At 64.3% G+C, this 22,801-nt stretch carries 22 protein-coding genes and 2 pseudogenes; 11 read left to right on the top strand and 13 right to left on the bottom strand.

The annotated features are described in order from the left end of the window. Positions 1-458: 458 nt before the first annotated feature. Positions 459-1,070, bottom strand: coding sequence for a LysE family translocator (locus tag HAP41_RS09395; RefSeq protein WP_166103244.1), 612 nt, complete (start codon positions 1,068-1,070; stop codon positions 459-461). 55 nt (positions 1,071-1,125) lie between these two features. Next, a complete protein-coding gene (locus HAP41_RS09390) occupies positions 1,126-1,500 on the bottom strand; it encodes a response regulator (RefSeq protein ID WP_166103249.1) in 375 nt (124 codons plus the stop codon). 119 nt (positions 1,501-1,619) lie between these two features. On the opposite strand from HAP41_RS09390, the gene HAP41_RS09385 reads away from it, so the two are divergent. Continuing rightward, complete coding sequence (locus tag HAP41_RS09385; protein ID WP_166103254.1) at positions 1,620-2,450, top strand: SDR family NAD(P)-dependent oxidoreductase; 831 nt, start codon at positions 1,620-1,622, stop codon at positions 2,448-2,450. Positions 2,451-2,634: 184 nt separating this feature from the next. Here HAP41_RS09385 and HAP41_RS09380 read toward each other — a convergent pair whose 3' ends face one another. Then, positions 2,635-3,441 (bottom strand): lytic murein transglycosylase, encoded by an 807-nt coding sequence (locus HAP41_RS09380; RefSeq protein ID WP_166103261.1) that lies wholly within the window; start codon positions 3,439-3,441, stop codon positions 2,635-2,637. A gap of 155 nt (positions 3,442-3,596) precedes the next feature. Here HAP41_RS09380 and HAP41_RS09375 point away from each other — a divergent pair, with 155 nt between their 5' ends. Together HAP41_RS09375 and HAP41_RS09370 are read left to right on the top strand one after the other, a co-directional pair. Beyond that, entirely contained in the window at positions 3,597-4,529 is a 933-nt protein-coding gene (locus tag HAP41_RS09375; RefSeq protein WP_414643260.1) for an OmpA family protein, read from the top strand. Positions 4,530-5,165: 636 nt separating this feature from the next. Then, positions 5,166-5,402 (top strand): hypothetical protein, encoded by a 237-nt coding sequence (locus tag HAP41_RS09370; RefSeq protein WP_028150700.1) that lies wholly within the window; start codon positions 5,166-5,168, stop codon positions 5,400-5,402. 109 nt (positions 5,403-5,511) lie between these two features. On the opposite strand, the gene rpoD is transcribed toward HAP41_RS09370, so the two are convergent. Together rpoD and dnaG are read right to left on the bottom strand one after the other, a co-directional pair. Then, positions 5,512-7,671, bottom strand: a complete 2,160-nt coding sequence (gene rpoD, locus HAP41_RS09365) for an RNA polymerase sigma factor RpoD (protein WP_166103267.1) — start codon at positions 7,669-7,671, stop codon at positions 5,512-5,514. Between the two features lie 379 nt (positions 7,672-8,050). Further along, the gene (gene dnaG, locus HAP41_RS09360; RefSeq protein ID WP_166103270.1) at positions 8,051-10,069 is read right to left on the bottom strand and encodes a DNA primase; all 2,019 of its coding nucleotides are present in this window, start codon (positions 10,067-10,069) and stop codon (positions 8,051-8,053) included. 203 nt (positions 10,070-10,272) lie between these two features. Here dnaG and HAP41_RS09355 point away from each other — a divergent pair, with 203 nt between their 5' ends. Continuing rightward, positions 10,273-10,836 carry a chlorite dismutase family protein gene (locus tag HAP41_RS09355; protein ID WP_166103275.1) on the top strand — a complete coding sequence of 188 codons (564 nt, stop codon included), beginning with the start codon at positions 10,273-10,275 and terminating at the stop codon, positions 10,834-10,836. Between the two features lie 76 nt (positions 10,837-10,912). Here HAP41_RS09355 and HAP41_RS09350 read toward each other — a convergent pair whose 3' ends face one another. After that, positions 10,913-11,311: a gamma-glutamylcyclotransferase family protein gene (locus HAP41_RS09350; protein WP_028150696.1), complete on the bottom strand. Its 399-nt coding sequence runs from the start codon at positions 11,309-11,311 to the stop codon at positions 10,913-10,915. A gap of 205 nt (positions 11,312-11,516) precedes the next feature. Between HAP41_RS09350 and HAP41_RS09345 the strand changes: the two genes are divergently transcribed. Beyond that, on the top strand, positions 11,517-12,323 hold the full coding sequence (locus HAP41_RS09345; protein ID WP_166103278.1) for an N-formylglutamate amidohydrolase: 807 nt from the start codon (positions 11,517-11,519) through the stop codon (positions 12,321-12,323). Here the strand turns inward: HAP41_RS09345 and HAP41_RS09340 are convergent. The 4 genes from HAP41_RS09340 to HAP41_RS09325 all read right to left on the bottom strand — a co-directional run bounded on the left by HAP41_RS09340 (position 12,320) and on the right by HAP41_RS09325 (position 16,041). Beyond that, positions 12,320-13,303, bottom strand: coding sequence for a DUF3592 domain-containing protein (locus HAP41_RS09340; RefSeq protein ID WP_166103281.1), 984 nt, complete (start codon positions 13,301-13,303; stop codon positions 12,320-12,322). The two genes, HAP41_RS09345 and HAP41_RS09340, sit on opposite strands and share 4 nt — an antisense overlap. An 84-nt stretch (positions 13,304-13,387) precedes the next feature. Beyond that, the gene (locus tag HAP41_RS09335) at positions 13,388-14,008 is read right to left on the bottom strand and encodes a LysE family translocator (RefSeq protein WP_175618152.1); all 621 of its coding nucleotides are present in this window, start codon (positions 14,006-14,008) and stop codon (positions 13,388-13,390) included. A 45-nt stretch (positions 14,009-14,053) separates the two neighbouring features. Further along, positions 14,054-14,590 carry a hypothetical protein gene (locus HAP41_RS09330; RefSeq protein WP_166103286.1) on the bottom strand — a complete coding sequence of 179 codons (537 nt, stop codon included), beginning with the start codon at positions 14,588-14,590 and terminating at the stop codon, positions 14,054-14,056. 2 nt (positions 14,591-14,592) lie between these two features. Continuing rightward, a complete protein-coding gene (locus tag HAP41_RS09325; RefSeq protein ID WP_166103289.1) occupies positions 14,593-16,041 on the bottom strand; it encodes an LVIVD repeat-containing protein in 1,449 nt (482 codons plus the stop codon). Between the two features lie 116 nt (positions 16,042-16,157). Here HAP41_RS09325 and HAP41_RS09320 point away from each other — a divergent pair, with 116 nt between their 5' ends. The 3 genes from HAP41_RS09320 to HAP41_RS09310 are packed head-to-tail and all read left to right on the top strand — an operon-like array spanning position 16,158 to position 17,444. Further along, the gene (locus HAP41_RS09320; RefSeq protein ID WP_008544842.1) at positions 16,158-16,472 is read left to right on the top strand and encodes an ArsR/SmtB family transcription factor; all 315 of its coding nucleotides are present in this window, start codon (positions 16,158-16,160) and stop codon (positions 16,470-16,472) included. Next, positions 16,465-16,935: an SRPBCC family protein gene (locus HAP41_RS09315; RefSeq protein ID WP_166103294.1), complete on the top strand. Its 471-nt coding sequence runs from the start codon at positions 16,465-16,467 to the stop codon at positions 16,933-16,935. Before HAP41_RS09320 ends, HAP41_RS09315 begins: the two co-directional genes overlap by 8 nt. Further along, on the top strand, positions 16,932-17,444 hold the full coding sequence (locus tag HAP41_RS09310; protein ID WP_166103299.1) for an SRPBCC family protein: 513 nt from the start codon (positions 16,932-16,934) through the stop codon (positions 17,442-17,444). The genes HAP41_RS09315 and HAP41_RS09310 overlap by 4 nt, the downstream gene beginning before the upstream one ends. 18 nt (positions 17,445-17,462) lie before the next feature. Here HAP41_RS09310 and HAP41_RS09305 read toward each other — a convergent pair whose 3' ends face one another. Beyond that, positions 17,463-17,642, bottom strand: coding sequence for a hypothetical protein (locus tag HAP41_RS09305; protein ID WP_063985493.1), 180 nt, complete (start codon positions 17,640-17,642; stop codon positions 17,463-17,465). A gap of 394 nt (positions 17,643-18,036) precedes the next feature. On the opposite strand from HAP41_RS09305, the pseudogene HAP41_RS09300 reads away from it, so the two are divergent. Beyond that, a pseudogene (locus tag HAP41_RS09300) lies at positions 18,037-18,836 on the top strand (transglutaminase-like domain-containing protein). Further along, on the top strand, positions 18,836-19,021 hold the full coding sequence (locus HAP41_RS09295) for a hypothetical protein (RefSeq protein WP_166103302.1): 186 nt from the start codon (positions 18,836-18,838) through the stop codon (positions 19,019-19,021). Before HAP41_RS09300 ends, HAP41_RS09295 begins: the two are co-directional and overlap by 1 nt. Before the next feature lie 27 nt (positions 19,022-19,048). Here the strand turns inward: HAP41_RS09295 and HAP41_RS09290 are convergent. Next, positions 19,049-19,821: pseudogene (locus HAP41_RS09290) on the bottom strand (DUF2189 domain-containing protein). A gap of 301 nt (positions 19,822-20,122) precedes the next feature. Here HAP41_RS09290 and HAP41_RS09285 point away from each other — a divergent pair. Next, positions 20,123-22,354: an ATP-binding protein gene (locus HAP41_RS09285; RefSeq protein WP_166103305.1), complete on the top strand. Its 2,232-nt coding sequence runs from the start codon at positions 20,123-20,125 to the stop codon at positions 22,352-22,354. A 2-nt stretch (positions 22,355-22,356) separates the two neighbouring features. Here HAP41_RS09285 and HAP41_RS09280 read toward each other — a convergent pair whose 3' ends face one another. Beyond that, entirely contained in the window at positions 22,357-22,800 is a 444-nt protein-coding gene (locus HAP41_RS09280; RefSeq protein ID WP_028159430.1) for a hypothetical protein, read from the bottom strand. Position 22,801: the final 1 nt, after the last annotated feature.

Below are 22,801 nucleotides of genomic sequence, written 5' to 3'. Positions count from 1 at the left end.
GGATCGTTAGGCTTGTCGCGGCCTCCCTGCGCGGTCACGCCGATGCGCATCGCGATGCGGATTCGTGGGCAAAAATCACCCGAAAATGCATCTGAGCTGTGGATAACGTAATGACACAGATGTGACAGCACGGGGCAGCCGCCCGCGAATCTGCTGAGTTTGTGGTCGAGGATGTTGCGAGGCTGGCCCTCCGCCGAGCATCCCTCGTGTCGCGTTTAACCATGAACCCTTGAGAGGATACTATGGCTAAGAAAGCGAAGAAGGCGACGAAGAAAAAGGCCAAGAAGGCCGCGAAGAAGAAGTAGCCAGCATGTTCTTTGCCCGGGTGGAGCCTCGCTCCGCCCGGGCGTCGGGTAAGGTCGAGAGAGTCTAGGGATGGCGGGCGCAAGGCCCGCTTTTTTATTGGCCGCACTCAGCTGCGGCGTCTCCCCGCAAGCGGGGAGAGATGAAGGCGAAGCCTACCGCTCCGCAAACGCCAGCTTGGCACCAAGCGCGGCAAAGCCGGCGGCAAAGCTGCGGCGCAGCCAGGCCATGACACGCGGGCGGGAGATGACGCGCTCGCGCACCGACGCCGCACAGAGGCCGTAGAGGACGAACACCGCAAAGGTCATCGCCATGAAGGTGCCGCTCAATTCCAGCATCCGCGCCAGCACGTGGGCTTCATCCACCGCAATGAACTGCGGCAGAAAGGCCAGGAAGAAGATCGACAGTTTCGGATTGAGGATGTTGATCAGGAAGCCGGTGACGATGACGCGGCGGCTCGACCGCTCCCTGATCTCGCCATCGACCGCCAGCGCTCCGGTCTCACGCAGCGCCTGCCAGGACATGTAGAGCAGATAGGCGACGCCGCCCCATTTCAGCGCGGCAAAGGCAAGCGCACTGGTGTGCAGCACCGCGGCAAGCCCGAGCATCGCAGCTATCATGTGCGGCACGATCCCGAGCGTGCAGCCGAAGGCGGCGGCGATGCTCGCGCGCGAGCCGCGGGTCAGCGCCGCAGCCAGGGTGTAGAGCACGCCGGTGCCGGGCGAGGCGACGACGATGAGCGAGGTGAGCAGGAAGGACAAGGTCATCGGCAGACCCTATCACCCCGCCTCACGGCAAGAAAGCGAGCCCCCGGATCAACCGTCAGGACAGCTGCGCGAGCTCGGCCTCGCGGAGCACGTCGAGCGGAGCCCACGGCTTGGCCCAGAATTTCGCGCCGTCGGGCAACGACTGCGCCAAGGGGCGGCCGGAGGTGACGACGATGTCGAGCTTTGGATTGCGGTCCTTGGCGACGTGTGCGAGCTCGACCCCGGTCATGCGCCCCGCAAGCTGAACGTCCGTCAGCATCAGACAGAGCGCGCCAGCGCTCTTGTCGAGCACCCGCTGGGCCGCCTCGGCGCTGTCGCACTGGATGACCTGGTAGCCGCTCTCCTCCAGCAGAAGACTGAGCATCTCCCGTTGCATGACGTCATCTTCGACGATCAGCGCCGTTGCGCGAAATGGTTCTGCCTGTCCCATGGGCCACTCCAATGCTTGCTTGTGTAACCTATGTTAAGGAGCCAGTTCGCCGGTGGTTCAGTTCCATCATGAAAAATGTAAATCATAGTTCCACATGACCGGCTCGACGGGGGGACATCATGACTGCCATTCGCGGCGCCGCCGCCATCACGGGAGCGGCGAGCGGCATCGGGCGCGCGCTGGCGATCGAGCTCGGCAACCGAGGCTGCGATCTCGCCCTCGCCGATCGCGACGAGGCTGGATTGAAGACGCTCGCCGCCGAGATCGGTGCCGCACGCAAAGTCAGCGTGCATCGCGTCGACGTCAGCGAGCCCAGCGACATCGCAGGGTTCGCGCGTGATGCGATCGCGGCGCATCCCGCGCTCGGCATTGTCATCAACAATGCCGGCGTGGCGCTGATGGGCACGTTCGAGGAGATCGACCAGGCGCAGATGGAGTGGCTGTTCGACATCAATTTCTGGGGCGTGGTGCACGGCACGCGCGCCTTCCTGCCGCACCTGAAGACGCTGGCAGAGGCGCACATCGTCAACCTCTCCTCGATCTTCGGCATCATCGCGCCGCCCGGACAGTCGGCCTATGCCGCCGCCAAGTTCGCGGTGCGCGGTTTTTCCGAGAGCGTGCGGCACGAGCTTGCGGTCGCGGGCAGCCCCGTAAAACTGTCGGTGGTGCATCCCGGCGGCGTCGCCACCGCCATCGCGCGCAATTCGCGCACCGGGGTCGGCGTCACCGACAATGCGCGCCGCGCGCAATCGATCGAGCGGTTCGAGAACGCGGCAAAGACCACGCCGAAAGACGCCGCGCTGCGCATCATCAAGGGCATCGAGAACAACCAGCCCCGCATCCTGATCGGCAACGACGCCCGCTTCATGGACTTGTTGCAGCGCTTCCGCCCCGGCACCTATTGGGCGCCGTTGCAGCGGAAGCTGGAGAAGATGGCGAAAGGGACGTGAGCGTCAGGGATGCGCTGACCTCGCCACACGTCGCGCTGTCATTCCCCGCGAAAGCGGGGAATCCAGTACGCCGCGGCTTCTCAGCTCTATCGCTGCTGTCTCTGGAATACTGGATCGCCCGCCTTCGCGGGCGATGACACCTAGTATGAGGCGCGAGCGCTCCGCATCTCTACACCAGCCCGCCTCACTGCCCCGCCAGCCGGTCCGCAAAATAGCCGATCGTCTTGCGGTAGATCACCGCCCTGTTCCACTCCCGCATCGCCTCGAAATTGGCGGTGCCTTCGCCGTAGGGCTGGCCCATCTTGAAGCCGCTGGTGTGAAGCAGGTTCGCGGTCGAGGCGAGCACGTCGGGCACGCTGTGGCGCAGGTCGACGTGGCCGTCGCCGTCGAAATCGACGCCGTATTTGATGTAGGACGACGGCAGGAACTGGGTCTGGCCGATCTCTCCGGCATAGGCGCCGATGAGGTCGCGCAGCGGCAGGTCGCCACGCTGCACGATCTTGAGCGCGGCGAGCAGCTCACCCTGGAACAGCTCGGTGCGGCGGCAATCATGCGCGAGCGTGGCGAGCGTGCGGATCACCGGCAGCTTGCCGATGTCGCCCTTGCCGAAATCGCTCTCCAGCCCCCAGATCGCGACCAGGATGTAGCGGGGCACGCCGAACTGCTGCTCGATGCGCGAGAGCAGCGCCGCGTGACGCTGCAACAGTGCCTTGCCGCCATTGATGCGGCCGGGGCCGACGCGGGTCGAGACATACTGCTCGAAGCTCTTGTTGAAGGTGTAGCGCTGGCGCCGGTCGAACGCGAGCACGGCGCCGTCCTGGGCGATGCCGCTGAAGGCCGCGCTGGTCACGCTCGCCGAGACGCCGGCTCCTTGCGCTTCCGAGCTCATGCTGGCGACGAAGCTGTTGAAGTCGCCGCCGCAGCGCGCGGCCTGCGCCGATCCGCCGGCCAGACAGAGGATGAAGGCGGTGGCCAGGGCGTGTCTCGACATGCGGGAAAATCCTTTGAAGAATGAACGCGGAAAGCGCGCGATCATGCCCGGGAACCGGATTCGCGTCAAAGCGGCAGATCCTCGCCAGAACCGATCGTATCTTGGGCGCGACAAATGAATTGCGCTCGCCCCGTCCCCAACCGATCGAGATGACCATGCCCATTCCGCACCGGATGCTCGCTGTCCTCGCCCTGCACTCCTTCACCGCCACCGCCGCCGCCGCGCAGACCCGCGATGTCGCAGGCAGCCGCGACTATCCCGGCATCGGCCGCTTCACCGGCAGCGTCATCACCGGCTACGTGATGAAGGATTTTGACGCGGCACGGATGCAGGCGGCCGCCTTCAGGGACGGCCAGCCGGCCGATGCGCGGCGGCTCGAAGGCCGCATCTTCCGCATCGCCTATCGCACCAATCCCGGCCCCTCGATCCTGGAAGTGTCGCGCAATTTCGAGACGCAGCTTGCGAAAGCCGGCTTCGAGACCTTGCTCACCTGCGACACCGACGCCTGCGGTGCCATTCCCTTCACCGAGGCGATCGACACGCTGCCGGTGCCGCAGATGTGGGTCGACGGATTCAACTACCGATATTTTTCCGGCCGCAAGACCGAAGGCGGGCGCGAGACCTATGCCAGCGTCATCGTCAGCCAGAACAACCAGGACATTTATGCGCAGGTCACGGTCGCCGAGCTCGGCGCGATCGCGAACAAGATGGTCGATGCTGCCGCGATGGCGAAGGGCCTTGGCGAGACCGGCCACATCGCGCTCTACGGCATCTATTTCGATACCGACAAGGCGGTGCTGAAGCCGGAGAGCCGCCCGACGCTGGAGCAGATCGCAAAGCTGCTGACGAGTCAGCCGCAGCTCAACGTCTTCATCGTCGGCCACACCGACGGCCAGGGCGCTTACGAATACAATCTCGATCTCTCGAAGCGCCGCGCCGAAGCGGTTGCAGCCGAACTCGTGAAAAGCTTTCGGATCGCGCAGACGCGGCTGCGCACCGCCGGCGTCGGATTGCTGGCACCAGTCGGTTCCAACGCTACGGACGCCGGCCGCGCGCTCAACCGGCGCGTGGAGCTGGTGGCGCCGTGACGGCCTCACTCATGTTCCCACCTGCGCTCCGAGTATCTGTTGAATGGCGTTGTCGGTGGAGAAGTGGCTCGTCGTAGCGGAACTACGTCACGTGTACGTAGCGAGATGTGCAACCGCGGACATGGAACTCGTTCGCACAATGGAACACAACCTGTGCACGCGGACGGAAGACGTGCAGGCGAACGCGCTTTTTTACAAAGCACGCACCTCTTCGTTGCGTTGCGAGAGCAGGAAATATGAACAAAGTGATTTGGCCATCCAAACAATTGCTTTGATGCGCATCAAAACCAGACATCGCGACCAGCGCATATCTGACGCGCTCGATGCGACATCACAGCCTCAACGATTTGCCTTGCCACGGCATGGCGCAGATTATAGTCTTCTATTCTAGGTTGTCGCCCCGCCAGCCCCGGGCGACGCTGAAGACCAAAAATAAACGGCGGGCTTTGCGGCCCGCCGTTTATTGAGCGAAGGGTCGCATCGGATTTTACGAAGTGCCGGACCCATCCGAACATCCCGCAAACGGACTTCATCGATCGATCGCGCAGCCGATACCGCCGCAGCAGGTCCGCGGGACCACCGGAAAATCCGCCGAAGTCATTTGACTATGGCGCCCTGATCGACGACAAGCCCGCCATGGCCAAGAAACCTGGAACCAATCCCAAGGGCGAGTTCGCCTTTTTCAACGTCTTCTACGAAGACGGCTCCCAACGCTCCAACCGGCGCGTGCCTGCGGAGCTGCTCGGAGGCCTGGACGGCGACGAGCCCGCGCGCGGCTTCATCATGGAGCAGGACCGCGAGATCGCGGAAAAGTCCGGCCGCCCGCCGCTGGCAATCAAGACCCTCGACCGGGTCGGCGCGAAGAAGAAGTAGGCTCCGCCCGACTCGCGAAGCGTCGGCACAAATAGAAAACGGCGGGCTTTCGGCCCGCCGTTTTCGTTTGGATGAATGCCCGGGACTGGCCCGGGCACGACGATCCGAATTAGTTGTCCAGGAACGACCGCAGCTTCCGCGACCGCGACGGATGCTTCAGCTTGCGCAGCGCCTTGGCTTCGATCTGACGAATACGTTCGCGGGTGACCGAGAACTGCTGGCCGACTTCTTCCAGCGTGTGGTCGGTGTTCATGCCGATGCCGAAGCGCATGCGCAGCACCCGCTCTTCACGCGGGGTGAGCGAGGCGAGCACGCGCGTCGTGGTCTCGCGCAGGTTCGACTGGATCGCGGCGTCGATCGGCAGGATCGCGTTCTTGTCCTCGATGAAATCGCCGAGATGTGAATCCTCTTCGTCACCGACCGGGGTTTCGAGCGAGAGCGGTTCCTTGGCGATCTTGAGGACCTTGCGGACCTTCTCCAAGGGCATGCCGAGCTTCTCGGCGAGCTCTTCCGGGGTCGGCTCGCGGCCGATCTCGTTGAGCATCTGGCGCGAGGTGCGCACGATCTTGTTGATCGTCTCGATCATGTGCACGGGGATACGGATGGTGCGCGCCTGGTCGGCGATCGAGCGGGTGATCGCCTGCCGGATCCACCACGTGGCGTAGGTCGAGAACTTGTAGCCGCGGCGATACTCGAACTTGTCGACCGCCTTCATCAGGCCGATGTTGCCTTCCTGGATCAGGTCGAGGAACTGAAGGCCGCGGTTGGTGTACTTCTTGGCGATCGAGATCACGAGACGGAGGTTGGCTTCCACCATCTCCTTCTTGGCCTGTCGTGCCTCGCGCTCGCCCTTCTGCACGGAGTGCACGATCTTGCGGAACTCGACGATCTCGAGGCCGGTGAGCGCGGCGAGCTGGTGCACCTCGTGACGGAGGTCCTTGATGCGGTCCTTCTCGATATGGACGAAGTTCTTCCAGCCCTTGGCCGAGAGCTTCGAGACGCGGTTGAGCCAGCGCGGATCGAGCTCCGAGCCGGTGTAGTTGCGCAGGAAGTCCTCGCGCGCGACGCCATGGCTGTCGGCAAGGCGCATCAGGCGGCCCTCGTGCGACACGAGGCGCTTGTTGATGTCGTAGAGCTGCTCGACCAGTGAGTCGATACGCGCCTGGTTCAGGCGCAGCGACTTCACCTCGACGATGATCTCGTCCTTCAGCTTGCGGTATTTGCGTTCCTGGTGCGGCGACAGCGAGGGCCCGTGCGAGGTGCTCTCGAGCTGGTTCTGGATGTCCTGCTCCTGAAGCTTGCGCAGCTTCTTGTAGCTGTCGGCGATCTTGTCGAAGATCTCGACGACCTTCGGCTTGAGCTCGGCCTCGATGGCCGCGAGCGACATCTGGTTCTCGAACTCGTCGTCCTCGTCCATGTCGGCTTCGGCGGCGGCTTCGCCCGGATCCTTCTCGCCTTCGCCGGCATTGCCGGGCGCAGGCGCGGCGCGGAACGGGGTCGGCGATGGCGGCGCGGCGGGCGGCGCGACATGCGCCGGCGCAGCTCCGTTCACGGCTGCGACCTCGCCGCGTTCGGCGGACGCTTCACCATTCTCGCCGGTCGGACCGCCGATCATCGCGGTGTTCATGCCGCCCTTGGCGTCGGGCCCGGCATAGGTCGCTTCGAGATCGATGATGTCGCGAAGGAAGATTTTGCCTTCGTTGAGCTCGTCGCGCCAGATGATGATGGCCTGGAAGGTCAGCGGGCTTTCGCAGAGGCCTGCGATCATCGCCTCGCGGCCGGCCTCGATGCGCTTCGCAATCGCGATTTCGCCTTCGCGGGACAGGAGCTCGACCGTGCCCATCTCGCGCAGGTACATGCGCACGGGGTCGTCGGTGCGCTCGCCCGGCTCGCTCTTCTTGACCTCGGTGACGGCCTTCTGGGTGACCTCGACGAGCTCGTTGTCGGTCTCGTCCTCGCCGCCCTCGTCCTTGTCCTCCTCGCCGTCGCTATCGTCGGCTTCGGTGACGTTGATGCCCATGTCCGAGAGCATGGACATGATGTCCTCGATCTGCTCGGGGGAGGTCTGGTCGGACGGCAAAACTTCGTTGAGCTGATCGAAGGTCACGAAGCCGCGCTTCTTGGCCTGCTTAATCATCTTCTTCACGGCCGCGTCGGACAGATCGAGCAACGGCGACGGCGCGTCCTGGGAGTCCTTCTCCGGCGCGTCCGCTGCCTTGTCGTCTTTCTCTTTGTCCTTCGCCTGCAGCGTCTTTGCCTTGGTGGCCATCCATTGCTCCTAAACGCGCTTCATGCAGAAGGCCGAACGGCCCGCCCGCCTGAATTCACTTGAACCTGTTGTTCGACGCTCTCGCTTCGTCAGATCGCGACACGGAAAGGGCGGCGCGGATATCTCTCGCCACCCCGACCTTCTCTCTCGCCGGATTTGCCTAACGCTTCGTGAGCCTCTTTGTCGCAGCGGATGCAGGTGTAGTGCCAACAGCGATTGCGCGGATTTATTCCTGACGCGTCTGTTCTGCCTGCGGCCGCCTAGTGGCCAAAGTGCTACAAGACCGTTAAGCCTCGATTAACCCTGTTTTTGCCGCCAAACCTTGGATTTGGCGAGTCTTTTAGCGGTTCCGGTCCCGGCCGTCCGCATGATTCTTTCATCACACGCTCTTCTGGAACCGGCCCGACAGCTCGCCAAAACCCTCGATCAGGGCCTCGGTACCGTCGACTTCTCCTATCCGAGCCTTGACGTCACGCAGCCACGTCAAATTGGCCTCGCTGGGGTCCTCCCCCAAGGCCAGCTCGGCGTCCTTCAGTTCTCTAAGTAGTGAATGGTATTGCCGATGCAAGGCAACGAGCTGGTGCCAGGTGGAGAGAACGTCGTCCCGGGCGGCGCCCTCGCGGGCACCCCACACCGCCGCGGTCGTGATGCCGTTCTCAACCCTTTGAAGAAGCTGTGAAAATCCGCCCTTTTCGATGTCGGCTCGCATCTTCTCGGCCAGCTCGCCGGGGTCCGGCGAGTGGTGGTGGTCGTTGGCGAAGGCGGCGATGATGCCGGCCCGGAGCTTATGGGCCTCGGGATGGGCCAGCTCCAGGGCGGCGACCTCCTCAAGGTGGTCGTGCAGCAGCCACGGGTGGTTGATCAGGATTTGCAGGATCAGGGCTTCGCGCCGGGATATGGCGCTGCGCTGGCCCTTCATGATCGGGCTGGCCGCCAGCTGGGGGCTCGCCGCCTGGTAGGGGCCGGAGGGAATAAAGGCGGGACCGGGGGCCCCACGCCGCCCCTGGCTGCCGAATCCCTGCCCCCCGAATCGATTCGCCTGTCCCCCGTTGCGCGGCTGGAAGGAGCGGCCGGAATTGCCTTGGAAATTGCCCCGGCCGGCAAAGCCGCCGCGGCCGCCATCAGGCGCGAAGGTACGCCGAAGCCGCTCGGCAAAATCGTCGCGATAATAGCGCCGCACCACCTCGTCGCGGATGCCGTTGGACAGCTCCTTGACGCGCGCTTCGAGCGCAGCACGGCGTTCGGGCGTGGCAAAGTTGCCGCCTTCGAGCTCGCGCGACCAGATCATCTCGGCGAGCGGCTTCGCCGCAGCAATGACATCCTCGATCGCGCCGCGGCCGCCCGAGCGGGCGAGATCGTCAGGGTCCTGCCCTTCCGGCAGCAGCGCAAAGCGCAGGCTCTTGCCCGGCGCAAGAAATGGCAAGGCAAGGTCGGCGGCACGATAAGCCGCCTTCTGCCCCGCCCTGTCGCCGTCGAAGCAGAGGATCGGCTCGTCCGCCATCTTCCAGAGCAGCGCGAGCTGGTTTTCGGTCAGCGCGGTGCCGAGCGGCGCCACAGCACCGGCAAAGCCTGCCGTCACCATGGCGATGACGTCGACATAGCCTTCGACCACGATCAGCGCGCTGCCATCGTGGGTGGCTTTGCGCGCGGTCTGGTGATTGTAGAGATTGTCACCCTTGTGGAAGAGCGGCGTCTCCGGCGAGTTCAGGTATTTTGCCGGAACGTCCTTTTCCAGCGCGCGCCCGCCAAAGGCGATGACGCGGCCACGCAGATCCGTGATCGGAAACATCACGCGGTCGCGGAAGCGATCGTAGGGCACGGGAATGTCGTTGCCGGCAACGAGGAGCCCGGTCTCGATCATGTCCTCGACGGAGACGCCGAGCTTGCCGAGATGCTCCTTCAGCGCGAAACGCTCGGGTGGCGGCGGCGCATAGCCGAGGCGGAACTGCACTTGCGTCGCCGGCGAGATCGCGCGATCGGCGAGATAGCCGCGCGCCTTGGCGCCGACGCGCGAGGCCAGCGTCTCGGCGAAGAATTTTGCGGCTAGTTCCATGACGTCATGCAGCGTGCGGCGCCGCTGCTCGTGCCGCGCCGCATCCGGCGTCACCACCGGCAGCGCCAGCCCCGCCATGTTGGCGAGCCGCTCGACGGCCTCCGCGAACGGCAGGCCGTCGGTCTCCATCACGAAGGTGATGATGTCGCCGTGCTTGCCGGAGGAGAAGTCGTGGTAAAATCCCTTCTGGTCGTTGACGTAGAAGGACGGCGTCTTCTCCTGCTGGAACGGCGACAGTCCCTTCCATTCCCGCCCGGCCTTCTTCAGCTTCACGCGCTTGCCCACGACTTCGGAGACCGAAAGCCGGGCACGAAGCTCGTCGAGGAACTGGGGCGTGAAGCGCATGGGCTCTGGGTCTGGCGCGAATCAACGTGAGTCGGGCGAAGGGTTACGGATATAGGCGCGGCCTGCCCAAAAGTCAGGTTTGTCCGGCTTATCCGGGTTATTCGACCTATGCACAGGCGTCATTCCGGGGCGATGCGAAGTATCGAGCCCGGAATGACCGCGGAAAGACTTGAACCCGGACCGGTTCCGCGCTTCCATAGGCCATGTTCAGGATGTTTCGCGGCGGCCACAGCGGGGGCTGGCGTGTGACCTCGATTTCACCCGTGGTGGGCGAGCCCCTGCCCTTCGTGCCGGCGCTGTCGGTGACCGACAGCGAGGCGATTTCATTGCCCCTGGTGCCCTCTCGCAATGCCTGGCGGCTGGTCGGCGTTGCGAGCACGCCGCGCTACACTGAGCGCGCCGAGAGGCAGCAGCTCACCGCGGTGCAGGCCGAGCTCGGCCGGTTAGAGGCCACTTCCGCGGCGCTGATTCCGATCCGCAAATCGGAAGCGTGGTGGGAGCTGACGCAGGAAGAGCGCCGCAAGATCTTCGAGGACAAGTCGCACCACATCGCCAGCACTCTTCGTTTCCTGCCCGCCATCGCGCGGCAGCTCTATCACAGCCGCGATCTCGGCGGTCCCTTCGACTTCCTGACATGGTTCGAGTTCGCGCCCCCCGATGCCTCGCTGTTCGAGGAGCTGGTGGCGATGCTGAGGCAGACCGAGGAGTGGAGCTACGTCGAGCACGAGATCGACGTGCGCCTGGTGAAGGAAGTGCTGTCGGCGTAGTGATCGAACGCCGGCCACGATGAAGGTGCGATCCCTCGCTCCGCTTGCGCGGGAGAGGTGAAGTCCGCATCCGCGCCTAGTGCTCGAGAAAGCGCCCGGACTCGATGCGCGGCAGATCGGTGACGGGCCAATTGTAGACGTAAGTCCAGGCCTTCTCCGTGGTGCCATCAGGCAGCGTCACGTCAATCAGCTTGCGCAGATATTCGGTCGGCTCCGGAAAGCCCTCGCCGCAGGCCTCGTACATGTCGAGCTCGCGCAGCAGCTCGTCGGGCACGCGCAATTGAAAAAGCTCACCATGGACGACATCGGAGGCCGCGTTCGACAGCAGCAATCCGGGATAATGCTTCACCAGAACGAGCCGGCCGCGACACGTCGCGTCACCCAAAAAATCCGCATGTCCTGCAAGCAGCCGCGCCATCGGATGGTCGAAGCCGCGCATCAGGGTGCCGTAGACGAAAAGACGATCGGAGGTCATGGGGTGTCTATAGCCGTCAATCGAGCGAAACGACAGCCGCACGTTTCCTCGTCCCAGCGAAGTCCCGGGGGCAAGCAAGATTTGGTCTTGTGATGAATCGCCGGCAACGGCATCGTCTGGCGATCATGATGATTTTGGGCGGACCGACCTGCAAGCGATTGCTGCCCAATTTGGACGGTAACTGCTTTTTCCATAGGCAATCAGGATGGACTTGAACACGGCCGACGCGACCGATCAACTGCTCGGCGCGGGGGACATTCCGCCGGTGCATGAGGTCAACGCGGATGGGGCATCGCCTTTCCTGCTCACCTCGGATCATTACGGACGGATTTTGCCGCGCGCGCTCGGCGACCTCGGCGTCGCGGAAAGCGAGCTCACGCGACACATCGCCTGGGACATCGGCATTGCCGGCGTCGCCGAGCGGCTGGCAAGAATGCTCGATGCGCATTTGATCGCGCAGCGCTATTCGCGGCTCGTGATCGACTGCAACCGCTCTCCCGGCGTTGCAAGCTCGATCCCCGTGATATCCGAGGCGACCGCGATCCCGCACAACGAGGGCATCTCCGAGGGCGAGCGCGCGGCGCGGCGGCGCGAGATCTTCGAGCCCTATCACCGCCGCATCGATGCAGCGATCGACCGCCGCCTGCACGACACGCGGCCGACGGTGCTGGTGTCCCTGCACAGCTTCACGCCGGTTTATGCCGGCGTCGCCCGGCCCTGGCACATCGCCGCGCTGTATAACCGCAACACCGTGCTGCCGCAGCTGCTGCTGAAGCATTTGCGCGCTGAAGGCGATCTCGTCGTCGGCGACAACGAGCCCTATGCGGTGAGCGACCTCAGCGACTACACCATCCCCGTCCACGGCGAAGCCCGCGGCCTCGTCAACACCGGCATCGAGATCCGCCAGGATCTGATCGCGGATCAGTCCGGCCAGCAGCAATGGGCGGAGCGGCTGGCGAGGATTTTTGCGGAGATCGAGCTGGAGTTGCGCAGGGAGAGACTGGTCGACTAGCTGCCCCGCGTCGCGACAAACACCGCGAGCGCAGCGAAAATCGCAGCGATACCCCATAGCAGCCAGGCGATGCGGACGGGGCCGCTTGTATCGAGCGTTGCCTCGGCCGGATTGTCGGGATTGACGCGCACCTCGACGGTCGCGCCGTGCTTGTAGCGCGACATCAGCTTCTTCAACATCTCGTCGGACCCGGACTGCGTTCCGGCCGCGACGCGCGCGCATTCATTGGTGTAGCTGATATTCTGATAGCGATAGGTGTAGGTCACGCGCTTGCCGAACATCTCGGTGCCGCGGCGCTCGCCCGGCTCGCTGGCCTCGTGATATTGCTCGATCCCCGACAGCTTGATCGTGCCCGGCACCACCGGCCAGCGCGCCGCCTTCAACGCCTGCCGCCGCACCCCATACCCCATCAGCGCGATGACGAGGCCGAACGCGCCGAAGCCGACGACGAGGCCCGCGAGATCGGGCCGCCCGATGTGGTGCGCAAGGTAGGCATAAGTCTGGTTGAGACCGAACGCCGAGCCGAACACGATGCCAAACGCGATCGCCGTGCCGATGCCGAGACAGCCCCACAATCCCTTGGGCAGGTCGCGCTCCAGCACGGCCTGATCGGGATGGCGCGGATTGTAATAGACGGTGACGACACTGCCGGCGGGATATTTTGCGAGCTTCTCGGCGACCTCGAAATTGCCGAGGTCCTCGCCGATCGAGATGCGGTTACAGCTCAGCTTGCGGCTGCCGACCGGATATTCGTAAGTCACGTTCGCAAAATTGCGGCTCTCGAGCCGATAGCCTTCCTCGCGGTCGCTGTCGGACACCCTGACCTCGCGCACCTCGGCGACCGAGCGGACGACCTTGCCCGATGCCTGCGGCCAGCTTCGCGCCTCGCGCACCTGCCAGGTCTTCACGACGGCGGCGACCAATAACAGCCCGAGCGGTGCGAACAGCATCGCATAGACGAACCAGGGCAGATCGGGCACGGCCAAATTCCTTCGTCAGCGGCAATGCCCGATTGGACGCATCGCCGCCGCGAAGGGTTCAAGCGCGAACCGGTACGAGGGAGGTTATTTTGCCCGTGTCAGCGCCAGCCAGATACCGCCGCCGATCATGAAGCCGCCGGAGATGCGCGACATCAGCCGCGTCCGGCGGGCCGAGAAGAATTTTCGGGCACGCCCCGCGGCGAGAGCGTAGAGCGCATCCGTCATCGCCGCGGTGACCATGAAGGTTGCGCCCAGCACCGCGACTTGCGGGAAGTGGTCGCGGTTCATGTCCATGAACTGCGGAATGAAGGCGCCGAAGAAGATCAGCACTTTCGGGTTCGACAGCAGCACAAGGAAACCTTGCAGGAAGAACCCGCCGCGCGGCGGCGCCGGCGGCTCGTCGACATTGAGGCCTTCGACCGGCGCCCAGATCAGCTTGATGCCGAGCCAGATCAGATAGGCGGCGCCGGCAAAGCGCACCCAGTCGAACCAGTAACCCATGGTCGCCATCAGCGAGGTCAGGCCGACCGCGACGATGCCGATGATGATGGCGAGCCCGGCCTGCGCGCCCGCGACATTGGTCAACGCCGCGCGCGTGCCGTGACGCAGACCGTTGGCGACGACGAGGGTGACGATCGGCCCCGGCAGCAAGGCCAGCGCAATGCAGGCGGCGACGAAGGCGAAATAGGCTTGCATGGACATCATGGGGAGGACTCGCTGAGAGCGGTTTGGCGCATTAATGCATGACACTCACTGTCCGTCCAGCGCCGCGGTCGCCCATAGCTTCATCTCCGGCCTCTCCAGGAACGCCAGCACGGCGCGCTGCACGGCGCTTGCTTCGCCAAGCCCCTGGGCCGCAGCGACGAAGAGATCGCAGCGGCGCGAGACGGCGATGCCGATCGCGGCATGATGGACGCCGTCGGCCATATCGAGATCATAGCGCCTGGCACGGCCACGCATCTCGCCAAGTCCCATCTCCTCGCCCGGTGCGACGGCGGCAAAACGCGGGCTGATCAGATCGACGTCGGCAACGCGATCGACCTCATCATCGTCGGCGACGCCGCGGTCGCAATTGCAGAAGCCACGCTTGGCGCGCACGTAAAGCTCGGCGCCCGCGCAGGCGCCGTCGCAGCGGAACGCGCGGCCGGTGGGCCAGCCGTCGCGCGGGAACGGCCATGCGATTTCGCGCCAGCCCGCCGATTCCGCCGCCGGCGCCAGCCTATAGGCCCCGACGCCGGACACACCGAGCGCGATGGCCACAGCTGCAATTGCCGCTCCGCGCCGCATCGTCAGTTCCTCGGCAGGCCGGCGGCCGCGCGCGCCGGTCCGGTCAGCTCGAGAATATGCAGGCCGGTGTTGGCTCGGTCGACGATGTAGATGTAGCCGCGATCGTCGGTCTCGACATTGTTGGTCTGGATCGCGACCTTGCAGCGCTCGCCGCCCTCGACGGGAATGCAGCGCTTGTCTGTGGCCTGCGTGATCGCCGGGATGAAATAGCCGACCTCCTTCGGATGATAGGGATCGCGGATGTCGAGCGCCCGCACGCCCGCATTGAAGAAGGCGATGAAGGCCATCTTCTTGTAATAGACCGGCGCCATGCTCTCGTTCGAGGAGTGCGAGCCGAAGCGGCCGCCGCGCTGGCAGAACTGTCCACCCGCCTCCGGCACGGTGTAGCTCGAGATCATCATCGGCCGCGTCTCGGTGGTGACGTCGGCGAACCACACCATCTGCCGTGCCTCACCGCATTCGTTCAAGATCGCCTCGTCGACGATCATGACGATGTCGCGGGTCTTGCCGTCCTTGTCCTCGGCGAATTCGGTGACGGGCATGTCGAGCATCGGGAACGTCGTATGTGCGCCGTTGAAGGCGGACATCGGCATGCGCGAAATCTCGGGATAGCGCAGATTGTCCGGCGTTGCCTCCTTCGGCCCGTTCAGCAACTTGTCGCGATCGACGATCTGCAAAATGCCGCCTTTGTTGGTGCCGTAGCCGAAGAACACGCGATTGCCGTCGGGCCCGGTCGAGATCGGCCCGTGCAATTCGGTCGGCACGGCGCCGGTCGAGCCGGGTTCCTGGCCGGGCAGGCCAAAGTCGCGGATTTTCTGCGGATGCGCGGGATCGCTGAGGTCGTAGACCTGCGTCATGCGCCGCGTGCGCCAGTCCGGCGCGCCGGAGACGAGAAAGGCGATGCCGGTGTCGCACTCCCACCAGCTCTTGTGGGTGTCCTTCAGCCCGCCGATGCGGGTAACGAGCACGGGATTTACGGGGTCGGCGACGTTCCAGATCTCATGCGCCTCGCTGCCGAAGGTGCGGAGCATATAGACCGCATTGGGATCGCCCTTCGGCAGCGACTTGCCGTCGCAAACCCGTACCATCTGCGCGCCGCCGGATTCGTACTTGCCTTCCTGGCCCGGCAGATGCCGCAGATATTTTGGACGCGCGGGATCGGTGACGTCGACGATGGACGTTCCGTTCGGTTCGGCCTGCCCCGTCATCGGGTTGACCGGCGCGGGCACGTCGTCAGTACCGCCGTGATGGCCGATATAGGCGATCCAGCGATCACCCTGGTGATGGATGGTCGGCTGGTACGCGATGCGCGCCTGGAGGTCGTTGGCGCCGACCAGCTTCATATTGGACGCTTCCGGCGGCGCGCCGATGGTCTGCTTCTGTTGTGCCTGGGCCGTGGTGCTGCAGGCGAAAAGGACAAGACCTGCAGCGAGTGAGATGCAACGGAACATCAAAGCTCTCCCGGAACCAATCTGCGTTGGCTGAGCTTCAAGGCTAGCACAGCCATTTCCGGGCGCCAAAGACACCATCTTGACATGCAACCATTTGGTTGCCTATTATCGCCGCCATGGATGAGGTCTTCAAAGCGCTCGCCGATGCGTCACGACGGTCGCTGCTGGACAGGCTTCACGCCAGGAACGGCCAGACGCTGAACGAACTCTGCGAAGGCCTCGCGATGACGCGCCAGGCCGTGACCAAGCACCTTGTCATTCTCGAAGAGGCCAATCTGGTCACGACCATCAGACATGGCCGCGAGAAGCTGCATTACCTCAATCCGGTGCCGATCCATCAGATCGGCGAACGCTGGATCAGGAAATTCGAGCGCGGCAAGCTCGCCGCGCTCAGCGAGTTGAAACGTCAGTTGGAGAAGCGCGATGAGTAAGCCCCAATTCGTCTATGTGAGCTATATCGAGACCACGCCGGAGAGACTGTGGGAGGCGCTGACGTCGAGCGAGTTCACCAGGCAATACTGGTTCGGCGCCGAGGTCCAGTCGGACTGGAAGGTCGGCTCACCCTTCGCGCTCGCGCTCGACGGCGAGGTCACCGATTCCGGCGAGATTCTGGAGGCCGATCCGCCGCGCCGCCTGTCCTACAGCTTCAAGCACCAGAAGTTCGAAGAGCTGCGCGGCGAGCCGATATCACGCGTCGTCTTCACGATCGAACCGTTCGACTCGCTCGTGCGTTTGACCGTGCTGCATGACGGCTTCATCGAGGGTGGCAAATATCTCGGCGCCGTCTCCAACGGCTGGCCGGCGATCCTGTCCCAGCTCAAGAGCCTGCTCGAGACCGGCAAGCTGCTCGGCATTCCACGCGCAGCGCTCAACAAGGGATTCGACGCAAAATGAACCTCGATCAGTTCAAACCGCTGACGGTCTACACCATCTACATCGTCTCCACGCCGGAGAAGGTCTGGGAAGCGCTGACCTCGGCCGAGTTCAGCAGGAAGTACTTTTCCGGCTTTGCGGTGGAGATGGAACGGAGGCTCGGCGGCAGTTTCACCGTGCGCGCGCCTGACGGTTCGGAGCACATCTCGGGTGAAGTCTTCGAATACGATCCGCCGAACAAGCTGACGGTGACGTGGAACGTCAACTGGCCCGACCTCGTCGCAAAGCTCGGCACCACGCTCGTCACTTACGAGATCGAGCAAGCCGGCGAGGCCGTCCGCCTCACCATGAGCGAACGCCACGACCGCCCGCTCAGCGACGACATCCTCTCCGGCGGCCGCACCGGCTGGCCCGCGATCCTGTCGGGACTGAAGAGTTTGCTGGAAACCGGCAAGGCGCCGCAGATCAAAATGACACCGCCAGCGCAGATGCTGGCGGCGTTGAAGGCGATGGGGATCAAGACGCCGTAGCGGCCGAAATCGGCGCTGTTATCGCTTCTTCTTCACCGGCGGTTGAATCTCGTCGATCTTGCGACGGCAATCCCCTTCCGAGTCGTGCGGGCCCGAGACGAAGGTCCCGCTGACCTTGATCGCGTACCAGCCTGACTCCACGCCGAGCCGGAGCGCTTCGTCTGTCTTGACGTGCCGTGGGGAGAGAGTTTGCATCATGTGCTTTCGGTTGGCGTTCGATCTCGTATCGAACCGCGGTGGAATCTTTCAGGCGTCCGCGGCACGCCTGCTGCGTCCGGCTCGCCCGCGGGAAGTGGCAATAGGCGCGACGATCGCCGTTACGACGTCGCGATGAGAAGGCTCCGCCGGTGCGAAGAATCAGTCGTTTCAAATCGCGCGCGGATCGTCGTGACGCAGCGTGTGCGCAGAGACGACCGCACTTTCCGACATTGGCGCACCGTGCGCGCAATCGCCGCAATTAGCTATCGTTTTCTCGCCCGCGCCGCGCTTTTGAAGCGCCAAATGCCGCTCTCGATCGAATAAGGCCGTGAATGCCTTGTGTTCGATCGCTTCGTAGCCATGTTGGGAGCTTGGCCAAGGGAAAGAAGTTCGCATGAAGCTCCGCGTCGGGTTCGAGATGCTGTACGAGTTCCCGCAGCCGACGCCTATGATCATGGTGCTGGGCACGCACTTCACGCGCGCCTCCGATATCATCGTGCCCGACCTGCTGACCACCCGACCTTCGGTGGCGATCCATCCCTATCGCGACCTCTTCGGTGCAGCCGCATCGTTGCGCCGGCCGGCGCCTTTCGTCTTGCCGGCGATGGCATCGTTCGCGATAGCGGCCTGCCCGACCCGGTGTTTCCGAACGCGTTTCAGCACGCCGTCGAAGCGCTGCCGGCCGACACGCTCGTCTATTTGCTCGGCAGTCGCTACTGCGAGACCGATCGCCTGTCGGATATCGCATGGAAGTTGTTCGAACAGACGCCGCCGGGCTGGGCGCGGGTCCAGGCCATCTGCGATTTTGTTCATCGCCACATCACGTTCGGCCATGAGCACGCACGCGCGACCAAGACGGCCCGGGAAGCCTACGACGAAGGCAAGGGTGTGTGCCGTGACTATGCCCATCTCGCCATCGCGTTCTGCCGCAGTATGAACATTCCGGCGCGTTACTGCACCGGCTATCTCAGCGACATCGGCACCCCACAGCCGTGGCCTGCTGGAGATTTCGCCGCCTGGTTCGAGGCTTTCGTCGGTGGAAGCTGGCACATGTTCGATCCGCGCAACAATACGCCGCGGATCGGTCGCGTGCTGATCGCGCAGGGGCGCGATGCCGCAGACGTCCCGATCGTCCAGACCTTCGGTCCGAATACCCTGCTCAATTTCAAGGTATGGACCGACGAGGTTGCCTGATGACAGACAGCACCCCTGCGCTCACCGCCGATGAGTTTGCGTCCTTGACCCTGGTCGGCAAGGGTCAAGACGACATTCCGCACGCGCACGGCGAACGTCTTGCCAATTTGGGTTATGCGATCAGGCGGCTCGGCGAACTCGAGCTGACCTCATCCGGCGCTCGCCGCCTGGCAACGGGCGAATAGCTCGCTTCCGTTGCGTCCGGCTTCCCCTTACGTCACCGGCACCACCAACCGCCGGTAAAGGTGCCATGTCGCATGTCCGAGCACGAGCAGCGTCACGACCAGTCCGAGAAAGTACGGCAGCGCCGAGACGATCAGCAGCATCACGATCACCGCGGCCCACGAGATCATCGGCAGCGGGCTGGTCACCACCGCGCGTACGCTCGTCACCATGGCGGTGACGAAATCGACCTCGCGGTCGAGCAGCAGCGGAAACGACACCACCGTCAGCGAGAACAGAATCAGCGACAGCGCGGCACCGACCGCGTTGCCGATGACGAGGAACAGCAGGCCCTCATTCGTCGTCAGCACCACCGTCATGAATTCCTGCAAGCTCGAGAACGAGGCGTGCAGGCCGAGCAGCAGCGCGATGAGCAGCCGCACCTGGTACATCCAGATCACGAACATGAACAGCGTGACGAAGGCCATCCAGCCGATCTCGCTGCGCGCGCGTATCGCCGACCAGATCGCGCCGAAGGAGACCGGCTCGCCGCGCTCGCGGCGGCGGCTAACCTCGTACAGACCGATCGCCACGAACGCCCGATCAGCGCAAAGCCGGCCGCAAGGGGATAGACGAGATAGACCATGCCGAAGGCGGTGAGACAGAGCATGATGGCGATGCCGCCACCTGCGTAGAGCGCGCCGAAGCAGAGCCCGTAGAGCGGCAGCGCCTGGAAATCGCGCAAACCCTCGACCAGCGCCTCGGCGATGTCGGTCGCCGCCACGGGACGCACCACCGGATCGACTTTGCCCGAGATCGACATGCGGCTCCCTCTCCTCATCACCGGCACGATCTCCGTCGCGCGCGATCCCGATATTAGCGCCCTCGTGACCTGCGCGCACGCGCGCGTTGATCGCGCGATGACGGTATCCCGGGAGGCCCGACACCCGCCCAACAGAGCCTCGCGGGCGAACTTTCCGGGGGACTCATTAGTGACGTGCGCGGCCGAAATTTTCCCCGCGGGGGCTTTTTCGGGGCGATGCCTATGGACTGAGCGGAGGGTGGTGCCGCAGATTGCATCTTCGAACCAGCACGCGCGACGACCAAATTGGACCGCCCGACCGATGAGCTTGCGTACCCGGCTACTGATACTCGTCATTGCGGCCATGCTGGTGCCGGCCATCCTCGTCGGCTTACGTTTCGTGCAAAATCGCAGCAGCGAAATCAACGCAGCCCTGGCCAATCTGACCGCGACAGCCGACGACATTGCAAGCGACCTGGACGAGAAGATCCAGGGCACCGCCCAGCTTCACTATGGTCTCGCCCGTGCACGCGACCTCGACACGCGCGACAAGGCCGCGTGCTCGGCGTTCCTGTCGGAAGTGCGCGAGGAATACCCACAGTTCACCGGGATATTGACCATCGATCCCGACGGTAGCCTGTTCTGCGATTCGCTGCGGACCAACCGCACCCTCGACCTCCGGGATCGCGCCTATTTCAAGCAGGCCCTGGCGTCGCGCGGCATCGCGCTCGAGCCGGTCTTCGGCCGGCTGACCGGACTATCGGTGCTCCAGATCGCCTATCCGGTGCGATCGGAGACGGGCGCCCTGAAGCTGGTCCTGCTCGCCTCCTTCAACCTGCGCAAATTCGCGGAGTTTCACGACAAGCGGCTGCTCGGCCAGAAGGAGATCCTGCTCCTCGACAGCAAGGGAACGGTTCTGGTCGCCCCCTCCCGCGGAGGCTGGACCGAGCCGGTCGGCACGTCGATCGCGGGATCCGACCTGCTCCGCTTCGCCGCAATGCCCGACCGGAAGGCGTATCAGGAGGTGACCGATCGCGACGGCCGGACGCAGGTCTGGGCTGTCGCCGCGCGCTCGCCTTCGACCCGCGATGCCGGCCTCTACATCATGGTCGGACGGTCCAAGGACGGACTGGTCGCCGCGGCGAATCGCCGGCTCTACGAGGATGTGGCGATACTCGCGGTGGCCTCGCTGCTGCTGCTCGCGGCCGTCTGGATCCTTGCGACCGTGAGCGTCGGGCGCCAGGTCGGACGTCTCGCCACCATGGCGAAGAAACTTGGGCTCGGAGATCTCAGCGCGCGAATTCCGCCTCCCCACCCGGGCGGCGAGCTGGGCGGATTGATGACCCTGCTCAACGACACCGCCGAGTCGCTCGAACAGCAACGCGCCGCCATCGCCGACCTCAGCCACAAGCTCAGCCAATCCCAGAAGATGGAAGCCATGGGCCAGCTCACCGGCGGCGTGGCGCACGATTTCAACAACCTCTTGACCGTCATTCTCGGCAATTCGGAGCATCTTGCCGACAGACTGGCGGGCAACAAGGAATTGCACCGGATCGCCAACGACATCGCGACCGCCGCCGAGCGCGGCTCCGACCTGACGCGGAGCCTGCTCGCCTTCGCGCGCAAACAGCCCCTGAGGCCGCGAGACATCGACATCGCCGCGAAGATTCACGAGATGGAGCAGCTGTTGCGCCGGCCCCTGGGCGAGCACATCGAATGCACCTTCGCGCTCGAACCGGATGTGTGGCTGACCAGCGTCGATCCCGGCGAGCTGACAACTGCGCTGCTCAATCTCGTGCTCAACGCGCGCGACGTCATGCCGCTCGGCGGCAAGCTGACGATCGAGGCGCGCAACACCTCGCTCGGTGAATCCGACCTGGACGTCAACGGCGAGCCGCGGCCGGGCGACTACGTCATGGTGGCCGTGACCGACACCGGCAGCGGCATGACTGCCGAGGTGGCGAGCCGGGCGTTCGAGCCGTTCTTCACCACCAAGGAGGTCGGCAAGGGCACCGGCCTCGGCCTGAGCATGGTCTACGGCTTCGTGCGGCAATCCGGCGGCGTCGTGCAGATGCAGTCCGAACCGGGACAAGGCAGCGTCGTCAGGCTGTTCTTTCCCCGCCTCGCGACACCACCGAACGAGCATCCGTCACCCGCGGAACGGATCGCCGCCCCCGACGGAAGCGAGACCATTCTTGTCGTCGAGGACGACGACATGGTTCGGGCCTATGTCGAGAGCGAGCTGAAGACGCTCGGCTATCGCGTCATCGCTGCGTCGAACGGTCCCGCGGCTCTCGAATTGTTGCGCCACCCCGGCGACATCGACCTGCTGCTCACCGACGTCGTGATGCCCGGCGGCATGTTCGGACCGGAGCTTGCCAGGCAAGCGACCGGCTTGCGGCCCGGGCTCAAGGTGCTCTTCACCTCGGGCTACACCCAAAATCCCGTCAAGGCGCCCGACGGAGTCGGCGACGCCCGCATCCTGACAAAACCGTTCCGGCGGAAGGATCTTGCCGCGATGCTGCGGTCCGCCCTGTCGGCGCCGCCGCGCTGAAATCAGGAGGAGAACGCCAGCCGGAGCGCTACGCCGAGATTGGCTACGAACAGAGCCGCGTCGATGACGAAGATCCTGAGCATCGGACCTTTCAGCACGGGCCAGTAGGCCACCCCGACGCGCCCTCCGCGCATCAGGACCGGAAGGTTATAGGCGAACTGGCTGAAGTGGCAGGCGGCAAAGAACAGGAACAGCGCGAGCTGCGCCTCGATCGGCTGGAAGAAAGCCGGACGGGCGGCCAGAAGATAGAACGACAAAAGCCCGATCGGCAGATTCATTCCGCCCAGGAACGCCACGCTGGCCGCCAGCGTTGGCGCGATCGGATTGCTGCGCTCTTCGCGCGGCAGGAGTATCTTCAGCGTGTTGCCCTGGGCGACGCTGAACTGGATGAACGCGCCGCCGAACCAGAGCGTGTTGAGGAGCAGGACGAAATCCGAAAGGTGCATG

Origin of the sequence: Bradyrhizobium barranii subsp. apii, from assembly GCF_011516635.5 — a bacterium.
Classification (GTDB): domain Bacteria; phylum Pseudomonadota; class Alphaproteobacteria; order Rhizobiales; family Xanthobacteraceae; genus Bradyrhizobium; species Bradyrhizobium barranii.
This window is presented reverse-complemented; position numbering and strand designations above follow the sequence as displayed.

Coding starts and splice junctions, on each gene's coding strand:
- HAP41_RS09395 (WP_166103244.1), bottom strand. CDS start 1,070: ATGACCTTGTCCTTCCTGCTCACCTCGCTCATCGTCGTCGCCTCGCCC.
- HAP41_RS09390 (WP_166103249.1), bottom strand. CDS start 1,500: ATGGGACAGGCAGAACCATTTCGCGCAACGGCGCTGATCGTCGAAGAT.
- HAP41_RS09385 (WP_166103254.1), top strand. CDS start 1,620: ATGACTGCCATTCGCGGCGCCGCCGCCATCACGGGAGCGGCGAGCGGC.
- HAP41_RS09380 (WP_166103261.1), bottom strand. CDS start 3,441: ATGTCGAGACACGCCCTGGCCACCGCCTTCATCCTCTGTCTGGCCGGC.
- HAP41_RS09375 (WP_414643260.1), top strand. CDS start 3,597: ATGCCCATTCCGCACCGGATGCTCGCTGTCCTCGCCCTGCACTCCTTC.
- HAP41_RS09370 (WP_028150700.1), top strand. CDS start 5,166: ATGGCCAAGAAACCTGGAACCAATCCCAAGGGCGAGTTCGCCTTTTTC.
- rpoD (WP_166103267.1), bottom strand. CDS start 7,671: ATGGCCACCAAGGCAAAGACGCTGCAGGCGAAGGACAAAGAGAAAGAC.
- dnaG (WP_166103270.1), bottom strand. CDS start 10,069: ATGCGCTTCACGCCCCAGTTCCTCGACGAGCTTCGTGCCCGGCTTTCG.
- HAP41_RS09355 (WP_166103275.1), top strand. CDS start 10,273: ATGTTCAGGATGTTTCGCGGCGGCCACAGCGGGGGCTGGCGTGTGACC.
- HAP41_RS09350 (WP_028150696.1), bottom strand. CDS start 11,311: ATGACCTCCGATCGTCTTTTCGTCTACGGCACCCTGATGCGCGGCTTC.
- HAP41_RS09345 (WP_166103278.1), top strand. CDS start 11,517: ATGGACTTGAACACGGCCGACGCGACCGATCAACTGCTCGGCGCGGGG.
- HAP41_RS09335 (WP_175618152.1), bottom strand. CDS start 14,008: ATGATGTCCATGCAAGCCTATTTCGCCTTCGTCGCCGCCTGCATTGCG.
- HAP41_RS09330 (WP_166103286.1), bottom strand. CDS start 14,590: ATGCGGCGCGGAGCGGCAATTGCAGCTGTGGCCATCGCGCTCGGTGTG.
- HAP41_RS09325 (WP_166103289.1), bottom strand. CDS start 16,041: ATGTTCCGTTGCATCTCACTCGCTGCAGGTCTTGTCCTTTTCGCCTGC.
- HAP41_RS09320 (WP_008544842.1), top strand. CDS start 16,158: ATGGATGAGGTCTTCAAAGCGCTCGCCGATGCGTCACGACGGTCGCTG.
- HAP41_RS09315 (WP_166103294.1), top strand. CDS start 16,465: ATGAGTAAGCCCCAATTCGTCTATGTGAGCTATATCGAGACCACGCCG.
- HAP41_RS09310 (WP_166103299.1), top strand. CDS start 16,932: ATGAACCTCGATCAGTTCAAACCGCTGACGGTCTACACCATCTACATC.
- HAP41_RS09305 (WP_063985493.1), bottom strand. CDS start 17,642: ATGATGCAAACTCTCTCCCCACGGCACGTCAAGACAGACGAAGCGCTC.
- HAP41_RS09295 (WP_166103302.1), top strand. CDS start 18,836: ATGACAGACAGCACCCCTGCGCTCACCGCCGATGAGTTTGCGTCCTTG.
- HAP41_RS09285 (WP_166103305.1), top strand. CDS start 20,123: ATGAGCTTGCGTACCCGGCTACTGATACTCGTCATTGCGGCCATGCTG.
- HAP41_RS09280 (WP_028159430.1), bottom strand. CDS start 22,800: ATGCACCTTTCGGATTTCGTCCTGCTCCTCAACACGCTCTGGTTCGGC.